The sequence below is a fragment of the Micromonospora sp. NPDC023814 genome (genome assembly GCF_040639595.1).
Classification (GTDB): Bacteria; Actinomycetota; Actinomycetes; order Mycobacteriales; family Micromonosporaceae; genus Micromonospora.
On sequence record NZ_JBFAAF010000022.1, the window covers coordinates 92,642 to 105,110 of the forward strand.

Below are 12,469 nucleotides of genomic sequence, written 5' to 3' on the forward strand. Positions count from 1 at the left end.
CGACCGCGGTACGCCAACGGCGAGGACGACCGGAGGAGGCAGTGATGCCAGGACCACGGCCGGGCAGCAACGCGTACGACAAGCAGCGGGCGCGCATCCGTGACGTGATCGACGATTCGGGACGGCGGGTGTCGGACCGCAAGGCGAACGACGTGGCAAACCGGATCCTGCAGTCCGATCGCGGGCAGCGGGGCGTCGTCCGCGGTGAGCGGGTCTACGGCCCCAAGGGCGAGCGCGAACCAGGCGACCCGAAGTGAGGGCGGCACACCTGGCTGACGGGGCGATCGCCGGCGCCGTCGGCAGCGCCGCCCTGAACGTGGTCAGCTACCTGGACATGGTGCTGCGCGCGCGGCCGGCGAGCAGCACCCCGGAGAACACCGCCGGGCGGCTGGCCAGGGTGGCGCACGTGGACCTGGGGCCCGAGGACCGGGCGGTGAACCGCCGCTCGGGCCTCGGGCCCCTCCTCGGCTACGGGATGGGCATCGCGGCCGGCGTCGGCTACGCCGTGCTGGCCCGGGGCCGTCGGATGCCGCTGGCCCTAGCGACCGGGGTGCTCGGCGGCGGCGTGATGACGATGTCCGACGGGTCGATGACCCTGCTGGGAGTGACCGACCCGCGCCGGTGGCGCGGGTCGGACTGGGTCGCCGACATCGTGCCGCACGTCGCGTACGGCATGGCGGCCGCAGCCACCTGGAACCGGCTGCGGCCGCCCGTGTCGGGCCGGGGTCGTTAGCCCCGGGCGCTCTCGTCGTCGGCGACCGGCTCCATCGCCGGGCCGTACGGGGAGACCTGCCCCCGGGGCACCGGCCGGCCCTCGTCGCCGCCGGACGAGCCTCGGTTGCGCGGGTGGCCCGTCGGACCCGGGACCTTGCTGTACTGGCTGGTGGCGCCCTTGTCGTTGCGGCGCAGTTCCTCCTGCTGCGGATTCACCACGGGTCTTCTCCTTCCGGGGTTCGACCGTGTCCCACCTCGGTTACCCGGCGCCGTGGGTGGCATGCCGGCCCGGGCGGACGGTCGCAGGGCTGACCCGGCACCCAGCGGGTACACCCCGAGGATGGGCGACGACCGGAGGATGGCGAAGGTCCTGCTGGACCGGCGGGGCACCACGTACGCCGAGGAGGCGGGCATCCGGCTCGCCGACCGGCCCGCCCCGCTCTACCAGTTGCTGGTGCTCGCCACGCTGCTGAGCACCCGGATCCGGGCCTGCGTCGCGGTGTCGGCCGCCCGGGAGTTGTTCGCCGCCGGCTACCGGACCCCGCAGGCGATGGAGGCGGCGAGCTGGCAGGACCGCGTCGACGCGCTGGGCCGGGGCCACTACCGCCGCTACGACGAGCGGACCTCGACGATGCTCGGCACCGGCGCCCGGCTGTGCCTGGACCGCTGGCGGGGCGACCTGCGCCGGCTGCACCGCGAGGCCGACGGCGAGCCGCCCGCGCTGCGCCGGCTGCTGACCGAGTTCCCCGGCATCGGCCCGACCGGTGCCGACATCTTCCTGCGCGAGGCACAGGTGGTCTGGCCGGACCTGCGCCCGTACGCCGACCGCCGCGCCCTGTCCGGCGCGGAGCGGCTCGGCCTGCCCCGCTCGCCGGACAAGCTGGCCGGGCTGGTCGGGCCGGCCGACTTCGGCAGGCTCGCCTCGGCGCTGGTGCGGGTGTCGCTCGGCGAGGAGTCCGCCGGCGAGGTCGCCCGCGCCGCCGGGCGGTGAGGCAGGCTCACTTCACCGGCTTGTCGCCCGGTTTCGTCAGGTTCCACACCAGCAGCGCCGCCAGCAGCGCGAGCACCACGAGCCCGCCCGACACGCCGCGGCCGTCCTCCTCGCTGCGGCCGGTGGTGCCGAAGTAGATCACCGCGAGCCCGGCCAGCACGGTGACGAACGTCCGCATCCCTCGGTCCTTCACGTACCGGACGGTACGCCCGCCCCAGGCCCGCCGTGGCCGGTTCGTCCGGGTTCACCCGACCGTGGCGACCCCGGGTCAGGCCCCGGTGGCGAAGCCCCGCAGCCGGACCCGGCGGATCGTCCGGCCGGACACCTCCACCACCTCGACGGTCAGCCCCGGCAGATGCACCGTCTCCCCGGGCCCGGTCGGCAGGTGCCCCAGCCCGGCCAGCACCAGCCCGGCCACCGTCGTGTACTCCCGCGACGGCCGGAAGTGCAGCCGCACCCCGACATCGGCCAGGTCGTGCAACGGGAAGTCGCCGGGCAGCAGCAGCGAGCCGTCCGGTTCCCGGGCCACCCCGGTCACGTCCCGGTCGGTCTCGTCGTACAGCTCCCCCACCACCTCCGCCAGCAGGTCCTCCAGGGTCACCAGGCCGTCGACCCCGCCGTGCTCGTCGACGACCAGGGCGAGCTGCTGGTGGCACAGCCGCAGCCGGCGCAGCGCGTCGGACACCGGCAGGGTGCCGGGCAGCAGCAGCGGCGGGCGCGCCCGGTCGCCGACCGCCGCCGCGCCCGCCGCGACGAGGTCCCGGATGTGCACCACCCCGCGCACCTCGTCCAGCCCCCCGGGCCCGACGACGGGGGCACGGGACCGGCCGGCGGCGGCGAGCCGGCGCAGCCCCTCGTCGGCGGGCAGGGTCGCGGGGAGCACGGTCACGTCCAACCGGGGGACGAGGATCTCCCGCAGTGTCCGGCCGGCGATGTCGAACGCGCCGGTGAGGATCTCCCGCTGCTGCGCGGACAGGCCCCGCTGGCTGACCACGATCTCCCGCAGCTCCTCCTCGGTCATCTCCGTACGACTGGCCCGCGGGTCCCCGCCGGCGAGCCGCACCACCACGTCGGTGGCCTTGCTCAGCAACCAGACCGCCGGTCGGGACACCCGGGCCAGCAGGTCCAGCGGGCCGGCGCTGAGCAGCCCCCACCGCTCCGCGCGCTGCATCGCCAGCCGCTTCGGGGCCAGCTCGCCGACGACCAGGGTGACGAAGGTGAGCAGCACGGTGACCAGGACGACCGCGGCTCCCCGCGCGGCTTCGCCGAGGAAACCCAGCGGCCCGACCAGCGGCTCGGCCAGCGAGACCGCGGCGGCGGCGGAGGCGAGGAACCCGGCGAGGGTGATGCCGAGCTGGATGGTGGCCAGGTAGCGGTTGGGGTCGCGGACCAGCCGCGCCAGCCGCTCCCCCGAACGGCTACGCCGACCCAGCTGCCGCACCTGCCCCTCGCGCAGCGTCACGAGCGCCATCTCGCTGCCCGACAGGGCCGCGTTGACGAGCACCAGCACGGCCACCAGCGCGAACTGCCCGAGCGGTGCCCCCATGTCAGTCGACCTCCAGGTCGTCGAGGGAGATCTTGTGCGTCATCAGCCACCGCGCCAGCGCCGACATCCCGAACAGCCACAGCGGCGCCGACTCGCTGGTGCCGTTCGTCGCGAAGATCGCGAAGCGCAGGTCCGGGGCCCGGTACGCCTCGATCCGCCATTTGTGCTGCTTGTCCCGCCAGACCGCGGAAGGGTCCATGGCGCCACGCTAGGCGACCGCCCGCCCCGCCGGGGCGGCTTCAGGACGGGACCGCGACCACGACCCGGGCGTCGTCGGGCAGCCGCCGGGTGGCGCCCCGGCGGTCCAGCAACTCCAGCAGCGGCACGGCGACGCGGCGGGTGGTGTCCAACGCCTGTCGGGCGGCGCTGAGCGTGAACGGCTGCGGCAGCCCGGCCAGCACCCGCACCGCCTCGTCGACCGCGCCGGGCAGCAGCACCACGTTCTCGGCGACCCGCAACAGCGCACCGGCCCGCACCGCCGCGCCGATCTCCCGGGGCCCCAGACCCAGGTCCGCCAGGCGCTCGGCCTCCGGAGCCCGGAACGGGCGGTCGGCGTACTCGGCGCGGACCCGGGCGACGGCGCGGGCCACCGGCTCCGGCAGCGCGTCGGCGGCGGCCGCGGTGACCCGGCCGGCATGCAGCCGCAGCGGCGGCCGGACCAGCGCCTCGACCAGCGCCCGGTCGGGCAGGTCGAGGCGCCGCCGCAGCAGCTCCACCGGCGCGCCCGGCTCCAGCGGGTGCGCCCGGGCGTGCCGGGCCACCTCCCCGCCCAGCCGGGCGCCGAGCCGCCGCCAGTGCTCCGGGTCGGCCAGCCAGTCCCCCACGACAGGCCGCCCGGTCACCTCGACGCCGGTGCGGACCAGGTCGGCGGCGCGGGCCAGGCCCCGGCGGCGCAGCTCGCCGGCCAGGTCGGGCCGGCCGTCCACGGTCGCCAGCACGGCCGCGCGGGCAGCCGCCGCGCCCCGGCGGGTCAGCGGCGGCGGCGCGACGTCCAGCACGGTCACGCCGCCGGCCACGTGGTGCCGGCCCGGGTCGCGCAGCAGCGCCCGGTCGCCGACCAGCAGCGGCAGCGGCCGGGCCAGCCGCAGCCGGACGGTGTCCGCGCCCAGCGGCCGTACCCGGGCGGGCACCGCCGCCGCGCCGACGTGCAGGGTCAGGGTGGCGGGCAGCTCCGCCGCGGGGTCGCCGGTCAGCCGGACGTCCAGCAGGTCGGTGCGGTGGAACCGGCCCGGGGTGAGCAGGGCGTCGCCGCGGCCGACCCGACCCCGGGGCGTGCCGCGCAGGTTCACCGCCACCCGGGCGACCGCGGTGACCTCCGACCGGGCCTCGCCGAGGCGGTGCAGGCCGCGCACCCGCACCGGCTCGCCGGTGGCGGCGAGTTCCAGCTCGTCGCCCACCCGTAGCCGGCCGGCGCCGAGGGTGCCGGTGACCACCGTGCCGGCGCCGCGCACGGTGAACGCGCGGTCCACCCACAACCGCACCGGGGCGTCCGCCGCCGGGGCGGGCAGCCGGGCGGCGAGCCGGTCCAGGGCCGCGCGCAGCTCCGGCAGGCCGGCGCCGGTCACCGCGCTGACCGCCACCGCGTCGACCGCGCCGAGGGAGGTGGCCGCCAGCTCGGCCCGGGCCCGGGCCGCCGCCGGCCCCGGGTCCGCCAGGTCCGCGCGGGTCACCACCAGCAGGCCGTACGACACTCCGAGCGCGTGCAGCGCGGCCAGGTGCTCGGCCGACTGCGGCATCCAGCCCTCGTCGGCGGCGACCACGACCAGCGCGGCGGGCACCGGGCCGACGCCGGCGAGCATGTTCGGCACGAACCGCTCGTGCCCCGGCACGTCGACGAACGCGACCGTCCCGCCGGACGGCAGGGCGGTCCAGGCGAAGCCGAGGTCGATGGTCATGCCCCGGCGGCGCTCCTCCGCCCACCGGTCGGGTTCCATCCCCGTCAGCGCCCGGACCAGGGTCGACTTGCCGTGGTCGACGTGCCCGGCGGTGGCCACCACGAACACGTCTCAGCCGTCCCCCGACACGCGCAGCACGGCGGCGCGGACGACGGCGACGGCGTCGGCGGGCACGCAGCGCAGGTCCAGCAGCAGCCGCCCGCGGACGACCCGGCCGAGCACGGGCGGGTCGCCCACGCGCAGCGGCTCCGCGTACCGCTCGGGCAGGCTCAGCGCCCACGAGTCCAGCTCCACGCCCGGGGCCCCGCCGCCGCCGACGACCGCGCCGGCCGGCACCACCTCCGCCTTGCACCCGTCGGCCGCGAGGGTGTCACGCAGCCGCTCGGTACGCTCCCACAACGCGCCGGGGTCGGCGTGCAACGCGGCCCGCGTGGGCGTGACCGGGTCGGCGAGGGTGGCCGCGAGCGCGGCCAGGGTCAGCTTGTCCACCCGCAGCGCCCGGGCAAGGGGGTGCCGGCGCAGCCGTTCGACCAGGTCGGCGGCACCGAGCAGCAGCCCCGCCTGCGGCCCGCCGAGCAGCTTGTCGCCGCTGGCGGTGACCAGGGCCGCGCCGGCCCGCAGGGTGCCGGCCGCGTCGGGCTCGTCGGGCAGCAGCCGGTCGGGGGCGAGCAGCCCCGAGCCGATGTCGGCGACCACCGGCACGCCGAGGGAGGCCAGCCGCCGCACCGGCACCGCCGAGGTGAAGCCGGTGACCTGGAAGTTCGACGGGTGCACCTTCAACACGAAGCCGGTACGCGGGCCGAGCGCGGCGGCGTAGTCGTCGAGCGTGGTGCGGTTGGTGGTGCCCACCTCGCGCAGCCGCGCGCCGGTGCTCTCCAGCAGCTCGGGCAGGCGGAACCCGTCGCCGATCTCCACCAGCTCGCCCCGGCTGACCACGATCTCGGCGTCGGCGGCGAGCGCGGTGGCGGCGAGCACCAGCGCGGCGGCGCCGTTGTTGACCACGTGCACCGCGCCGGCGGCGGGCACCGCGGCGGCGAGGGCGGCGAGGGCGTCGCGGCCGCGCCGGGCCCGCCGGCCGGTGCGCAGGTCCAGTTCGACGTCGGTGTGTCCGGCGGCGGCGGTGACCGCCGCGACGGCGGCGGGCGACAGCGCGGCCCGGCCCAGGTTGGTGTGCAGCACCACCCCGGTGGCGTTGAGCACGGCCCGGGGCGCGGGCGCCGGCAGGGCGGCCAGCGCGGCGTCGCGTACGGCCTCGGGGGTGATCTCGCCGCGGCGGGCCCGCTCCTGCGCCCACCGGACGGCGGCCTTGACGCGGTCCCGCCCCAGAATCTGCGCCGCGGCGGTCAGCCGGGGGTCGGCGAGCAGCGCGTCGGTGCGCGGCACCCGCCGGCGCGGATCGGCTGCGACGTCCCCCATGCCCCCTCTTCCGGCAAGTTGGCGGAGACGGACGGGAATCGAACCCGCCTGACCCGGGTCCCGGGCCACACCGGTTTTGAAGACCGGGAGGGGCACCAGCCGCCTGAACGCCTCCACGCAGCAGTGAACCACAGCCCGGGTGGGCGTGAACGGTGGGGCGTCAACCCCCGGCGGCGCGCCGCCGGTCGAGGCGTTCCCGCTGCGGCACCACCGTGTACTTCGGATCCTTCGCCGAGGCGACGCCGCCGTAGAAGATGCCGAACCGGGTGGCCACCGACGCGGCCAGCAGGGCCGTCCCGGACAGGGCGGAGACCGCCCGGCTGCGCCGGCCGAGCAACGCGCCGGCCACCCCGGCCGCGGTCAGGGCCCGCCCGGCGCGCAGCAGCCGGCCGGGCCGCCCGGTGCGGTAGGGCTCGCTGAGCAGCCCGAGCCGGGTCTCCACCCGGTGCGCGCCGAACAGTTCCAGGGCGGCGCCCGCCACCGCCATCCGGCGGGCGGGGCCGGCCTGCGCGGTCGGCGCGGCGATCAGCCCCACGCCGGCGCCGCTGGCCAGCGCGCTGCCCGCGAAGACGGTCGGCAGCTCCGGGTACGCCTCGTGCCAGGACGGCACGGCCGTGTCGGCCAGCAGCACGCCGGTGTACGTGGCCAGCGCCGGCGCGGTCGCCGCGGCGGCCAGCCCGGCGGCGTGCCCCACCGGCGGCAGCAGCCGACGTGCGAGCCCGAGCGGCCCCCGCTCGGGCAGCCACGCCGCGCCCTCGGCGACCGCCGCGATCCCGGCGGCCGGGCCGAAGGCGCTGAGGATCCAGGTGCCCACGGACATCGGCGAGGTCGGCTTGGCCACCCGCAGCATGTGGTGGAACCGGGCCGGCCGCCCCAGGTCCTTGACCAGGAAGACGGCGCTGGCGGTGACCGCCACCAGCGAGGTGACCCGGCCGGCGCGGCGCAGCGCGGGCCGCCCGGTGACCTGCCCGCCCGCCGCCAGCAGCGACGAGCCGGCCGCCAGCCCGCCGGTGAACAGGTACGCCGCGATGTCCCACTTCCAGACGGGCGCCTTGAGGATCGGCCGGCCGTAGTAGGAGGTGAACTCGGCCTCCGGGACCGTCAGCTCCTCGCCGCCGCGCCGGCCGCCGCCCCGCCGCCGGGTGCCTCCGGGCGCACGGGCCTGCGCGAGCCCGGCCGCCGCGCCGGACCCGTCGGCTGGCGCCCCTGGCGAGCCGGCGGCGACATCGCCGGGGCCGGCCGGTCCGCCGGGGACGCCGGCGTCGAGACGATCGCGGAAGCGGCGGAACAGGTCGCCCACCGGGCGGTCCGGACTCAAGAGGAACCTCCGACGAACGCGGCGACGGCCGCCGCCGCCATGGCCAGGGCCGCCAGGCCGGCCCGCTTCCACATCCTCGGCAGGTCCCGCGTGGTGACCACCGGGTCCGGGGGCAGGCCGTACACCTCGGGCTCGTCGAGCAGCAGGAAGAACGCGCCGTCGCCGCCGACCCCGTCGTCGGGGTCGTGCCCGTAGAGCCGCGCCTCGGTGACGCCGCGCTCGTGCAGGGTCGCCACCCGGGCGGCGGCCCGCTCCCGCAGCTCGTCGAGGGGACCGTACTGGATGGACTCCGTCGGGCACGCCTGGGCGCAGGCGGGGGTCTTCCCGGCGCCGATCCGGTCGTAGCACAGCGTGCACTTCCACGCCCGGCCGTCGCCCTTGCGCTGGTCGATGACGCCGTAGGGGCAGGCGGAGATGCAGTAGCCGCAGCCGTTGCAGATGTCCTCCTGCACCACCACCGTGCCGAACTCGGTGCGGAACAGCGCCCCGGTGGGGCAGACGTCCAGGCAGGCCGCGTGGGTGCAGTGCTTGCAGACGTCGGACATCATCAGCCAGCGGAAGTCGCTGCGCCCCTCCGCGCCACCGGCCCGCCCCGGCGGCTGCGCCCCGGGCATGCCCAGGAACTCCGGCCCGGCGCTCCGACCGGCCGTCGCGGCACCGGCGGACGGCGGCCCGCGGTGCCCGGCCGGGCGCGGCTGCTCGACGAACGCCACGTGCCGCCACGAGTTCGCGGTCAGTGCGCCGGTGTTGTCGTACGACATACCGAGCAGGTCCAGCCCCGAACCGGGGACGTCGTTCCACTCCTTGCAGGCCACCTCGCACGCCTTGCAGCCGATGCAGACGCTGGTGTCGGTGAAGAATCCCATCCGGGGCGGGGCGTCGACCCAGCCCGCGTCCGGGGCGGGATCGAGCGGCCCGGACAGGCTGTTCGGGTCAGGAAGCATCACGGTCCTCCCCGGCGCCGTCGGTGGGGGCCGGCGCCGGAAACGCCCCCGGGGTGAGGGTCGCGGGCGGATGGCCGGGGACGATACCCGCCCGCCGCCGGTAGTCCGCCACCAGGTCCCGCAGGGCCGCCCCGGTGGGCCGCCGCCCCGGACGCACGTCGCAGGTGCCGACCTTGCTCTCCTGGATCAGCACGTTCGGGTCCAGGGTGATCCCGAACAGGTCGTTGGCCGAGTCGCCCGTCACCAGGCCCTCGAACCCGAAGTGGTACGGCAGCCACACCTGGTGGATCACCCGGCCGTCCACCCGCAGCGGGGCCAGCCGGTCGGTGACCAGCACCTTCGCCTCGATCACCGCCCGCCCACTGACCAGGTGTGCCCAACCCAGGTGCGCCAGGCCCCGCTCGGCCGCCACCTCCGGCGACACCTCCACGAACATCTCCGGTTGCAGCTCCGCCAGGGTCCGCACCGTGCGGCTCATCCCGCCCGCCGTGTGGTGCTCGGTGAGCCGGCTGACCGTGAACACGTACGGGAAGACCCCGCTGTGCTCCTGCGGCGGGCTCGGGTTCACCGAGTTCGCGGGGTGCGCGTACACCTTGCGGGTGGGGTTGGCCTGCTGCCGGTAGAGCGGGTTGCGCACCGGCGACTCGGCCGGCTCGTAGTGCGTCGGCAGCGGCCCGTCGAGCACCCCGCTGGGCGCGTACAGCCAGCCCTTCCCGTCGCCCTGCATGACGAACGGGTCGTCGCCGGCGATCCCCTCCGGGCCGGCCGCGCCCTCCGGCGGCCGGTACGTCGGCGGCTTGGTCCGCTCGAAGTCCGGCACGTCGTAGCCGGTCCACTCCCCGGCGTCGGGGTCCCACCAGACGTAGCGCTTGCGCTCGCTCCACGGCCGGCCCTGGGGGTCGGCGGAGGCCCGGTTGTAGAGGGTGCGCCGGTTGGCCGGCCAGGCCCAGCCCCACTCGGCGGCCACCCAGTCCTGCTCGTGCCGGGGCTTGCGCCGGGCGGCCTGGTTGACGCCGTCGGCGTACACGCCGGAGTAGATCCAGCAGCCGACGGCGGTCGAGCCGTCGGCGCGGGCCTCGGTGAACGTGGACAGCGGGCGGCCCGTCGCCACGTCGTACCCGTTGATCTCGCGCAGCACCGCCTCGGCGCTCGGCTCGGCGTGCGGACCGTGCGTGGGGTAGTCCCAGGCCAGGTCGAGCAGCGCCCGGTCACGCGGCAGGTCGGAGCCGGCCAGCTTCTCCCGCAGCCGGCGCCCCAGCTGGTAGAAGAACCACAGCTCGGAGCGGGCGTCGCCCGGCGGGTCGACGGCCTTCTCCCGCCACTGCAGCAGCCGTTGGGTCTGGGTGAAGGTGCCCTCCTTCTCCACGTGCGACGCGGCCGGCAGGAAGAACACCTCCGTCCTGCACTCGGTCGGCACGATCTCGCCCGCGGCCACCTCCGGGCCGTTGCGCCAGAACGTGGCGCTCTCGATCATGAACAGGTCGCGGACCACCAGCCAGTCCAGGTTCGCCATGCCCAGCCGCTGGGCGCGGCCGTGCGCCGAGCCGACCGCCGGGTTCTGCCCGAGCAGGAAGTAGCCCTTCACCTTCCCGTCGATCATGTTCAGCACCTGCTGGTACGTCCCGTGATCGCCCGTCATCCGGGGCAGGTACCCGTAGCAGAAGTCGTTCTCCGGCGTCGCCGCGTCCCCCCAGTACGCCTTGAGCAGGCTGGCCGCGTACGCGCCGGCGTCGCCCCAGGAACCCTTCTGGCCGGGGCGGCGGAAGCTGTCCACCCACCGCTGGAAGGTGGTGTGATCGGCGTGCGGCATCGGCAGGTAGCCGGGGAGCAGGTTGTACAGCGTCGGGATGTCGGTGGAGCCCTGGATGCTGGCGTGCCCGCGCAGGGCGAGGATCCCCCCGCCGGGGCGGCCCATGTTGCCCAGCAGCAGCTGGATGATCGCGCCGGCGCGGATGTACTGCACGCCGACGCTGTGCTGCGTCCACCCGACCGAGTAGATCAGCACGCCGGTGCGCTCGCGGCCGGAGTTCTCCGCCCACGCCCGGGCCAGCTCCAGGAACCTCTCCTGCGGGATGCCGCAGACCCGCTCCACCATCTCGGGGGTGTAGCGGGCGAAGTGCCGCTTGAGGATCTGGTAGACGCAGCGCGGATGCTGCAACGTCTCGTCCCGCTCCACCCGGCCGCTCACCTGCGCGCCGTGCGACTCGTGGAGCAGCCCGGCCGCGGTGTCCCGCTCCTTCGCGGTGTGCCCGCTGCCGGAGTCGGTCTCGTGGCCCGCGTACTGCCAGGAGTCCTGCACGTAGCTGCCGGTCTCCGGGTCGAAGCCGGAGAAGAACCCGTCGCCGTCCTCGGCGTCGACGAACCGGTCGCTGACGATCGTCGCGGCGTTCGTGTAGGCCAGCACGTACTCCCGGAAGTCCAGCTCGTTCTCCAGGATGTACCGCACCACCCCGCCGAGCAGCGCGATGTCGGAGCCCGCGCGGATCGGCAGGTAGGTGTCGGCCAGCGCGCTGGTGCGGGTGAACCGCGGGTCGACGTGGAACACCCTGGCGCCGCGCCGCTTGGCCTCCATCACCCACTGGAAGCCCACCGGATGGGCCTCGGCCATGTTCGAGCCCTGGATGACGATGACGTCAGCGTTGGCGACGTCCTGCTGGAAGTCCGTCGCGCCACCGCGACCGAAGCTGGCCCCCAGACCGGGGACGGTGGCGGAGTGTCAAATGCGCGCCTGGTTCTCGATCTGGAGCGCCCCCATCGCCGTGAACAGCTTCTTGATGAGGTAGTTCTCCTCGTTGTCCAGCGTCGCCCCGCCCAGGCTGGAGATCCCCAGCGTACGGTTGAGCGGCCGGCCCGTGGGGTCGACGTCCTCCCACGTCTCGGCGCGGGCGGCGAGGATCCGGTCGGCGATCATGTCGACCGCGACGTCGAGATCCAGGTCCTCCCACTCCGTGCCGTAGGGGCGCCGGTAGCGGACCTTCGTCTGCCGCAGCGGGCTGGTGACGAGGCTCTTGCTGGCCGAGCCCTTCGGGCAGAGACGGCCCCGGGAGATCGGGCTGTCCGGGTCCCCCTCGATCTGGGTGACCCGGCCGTCCGAGACGTAGACACGTTGGCCGCAGCCGACCGCGCAGTAGGGGCAGACCGAACGGGCCGTCCGGTCGGCGGTCTCGGTGCGCGCGGTCAGCCCGGCCGAGCGCGCCGACTGCGCGGCGGCGCCCCGGCCCAGCGGGTCGGTGCCGGTGAGCTGCCGGTAGACCGGCCAGCCCTCGATGAAGGTCCGCAGACCCATCCCGCGACACCCCCTCCCCGGCCCGAACACCGTCGACCCCTCGCACACTAGGGCAGCCCGCACCCGGCCGCGACCCCAGACTCCGATCACCACCCGACGGTCACCGTCCGCGCCCGCGACGTCGCCATCTGGCGTACGCAGACAGACAGCGCCGCCCCCGAGCCGGATCGGCTCGGGGGCGGGGCGATGTCGGGTGGACGTGCCGCTGGCCGGCGCCCGTGTCGGGTGCCGGCCAGCGATCCCCCTTGTGGTGAATGTCTGTGTGTCAGCTGTTCCAGTGTTCGGCGACCAGGTCGGCGGCCTGCTGCTCCCACTGGGCGTAGTGGTCCGGGTACGCCGACACCTGCACCGTCTGCGCG

12 protein-coding genes and 1 tRNA gene are annotated in these 12,469 nt (G+C 76.0%); 3 read left to right on the forward strand and 10 right to left on the reverse strand.

Annotated features, from left to right (window positions below):
- The first annotated feature begins 44 nt into the window (after positions 1–44).
- Both AB0G14_RS14765 and AB0G14_RS14770 read left to right on the forward strand, forming a co-directional pair.
- Entirely contained in the window at positions 45–257 is a 213-nt protein-coding gene (locus AB0G14_RS14765; RefSeq protein WP_350683982.1) for a phosphatidylethanolamine-binding protein, read from the forward strand.
- The gene (locus tag AB0G14_RS14770; protein WP_357697439.1) at positions 254–733 is read left to right on the forward strand and encodes a hypothetical protein; all 480 of its coding nucleotides are present in this window, start codon (positions 254–256) and stop codon (positions 731–733) included. The genes AB0G14_RS14765 and AB0G14_RS14770 overlap by 4 nt, the downstream gene beginning before the upstream one ends.
- On the opposite strand, the gene AB0G14_RS14775 is transcribed toward AB0G14_RS14770, so the two are convergent.
- Positions 730–933, reverse strand: coding sequence for a hypothetical protein (locus tag AB0G14_RS14775; protein WP_357697441.1), 204 nt, complete (start codon positions 931–933; stop codon positions 730–732). The genes AB0G14_RS14770 and AB0G14_RS14775 overlap by 4 nt on opposite strands.
- Before the next feature lie 121 nt (positions 934–1,054).
- On the opposite strand from AB0G14_RS14775, the gene AB0G14_RS14780 reads away from it, so the two are divergent.
- On the forward strand, positions 1,055–1,705 hold the full coding sequence (locus tag AB0G14_RS14780; protein WP_357697443.1) for a hypothetical protein: 651 nt from the start codon (positions 1,055–1,057) through the stop codon (positions 1,703–1,705).
- A gap of 7 nt (positions 1,706–1,712) precedes the next feature.
- On the opposite strand, the gene AB0G14_RS14785 is transcribed toward AB0G14_RS14780, so the two are convergent.
- The 9 genes from AB0G14_RS14785 to fdh all read right to left on the reverse strand — a co-directional run bounded on the left by AB0G14_RS14785 (position 1,713) and on the right by fdh (position 12,110).
- Complete coding sequence (locus tag AB0G14_RS14785; protein ID WP_357697469.1) at positions 1,713–1,898, reverse strand: hypothetical protein; 186 nt, start codon at positions 1,896–1,898, stop codon at positions 1,713–1,715.
- Between the two features lie 75 nt (positions 1,899–1,973).
- On the reverse strand, positions 1,974–3,251 hold the full coding sequence (locus tag AB0G14_RS14790) for a hemolysin family protein (protein ID WP_357697445.1): 1,278 nt from the start codon (positions 3,249–3,251) through the stop codon (positions 1,974–1,976).
- 1 nt (position 3,252) lies between these two features.
- Positions 3,253–3,450, reverse strand: coding sequence for a hypothetical protein (locus AB0G14_RS14795; protein ID WP_357697447.1), 198 nt, complete (start codon positions 3,448–3,450; stop codon positions 3,253–3,255).
- Between the two features lie 40 nt (positions 3,451–3,490).
- On the reverse strand, positions 3,491–5,254 hold the full coding sequence (gene selB / locus AB0G14_RS14800) for a selenocysteine-specific translation elongation factor (RefSeq protein WP_357697449.1): 1,764 nt from the start codon (positions 5,252–5,254) through the stop codon (positions 3,491–3,493).
- Positions 5,255–5,257: 3 nt separating this feature from the next.
- Positions 5,258–6,562 (reverse strand): L-seryl-tRNA(Sec) selenium transferase, encoded by a 1,305-nt coding sequence (gene selA / locus AB0G14_RS14805; protein WP_357697451.1) that lies wholly within the window; start codon positions 6,560–6,562, stop codon positions 5,258–5,260.
- Between the two features lie 19 nt (positions 6,563–6,581).
- A tRNA-Sec gene (locus tag AB0G14_RS14810) sits at positions 6,582–6,677 on the reverse strand.
- 45 nt (positions 6,678–6,722) lie between these two features.
- Positions 6,723–7,880, reverse strand: coding sequence for an NrfD/PsrC family molybdoenzyme membrane anchor subunit (gene nrfD / locus AB0G14_RS14815; RefSeq protein ID WP_357697453.1), 1,158 nt, complete (start codon positions 7,878–7,880; stop codon positions 6,723–6,725).
- Positions 7,877–8,824 carry a 4Fe-4S dicluster domain-containing protein gene (locus AB0G14_RS14820; protein ID WP_357697455.1) on the reverse strand — a complete coding sequence of 316 codons (948 nt, stop codon included), beginning with the start codon at positions 8,822–8,824 and terminating at the stop codon, positions 7,877–7,879. The genes nrfD and AB0G14_RS14820 overlap by 4 nt, the downstream gene beginning before the upstream one ends.
- Positions 8,814–12,110: a formate dehydrogenase gene (fdh, locus tag AB0G14_RS14825; RefSeq protein WP_357697457.1), complete on the reverse strand. Its 3,297-nt coding sequence runs from the start codon at positions 12,108–12,110 to the stop codon at positions 8,814–8,816. Before fdh ends, AB0G14_RS14820 begins: the two co-directional genes overlap by 11 nt.
- Positions 12,111–12,469 lie beyond the last annotated feature (359 nt).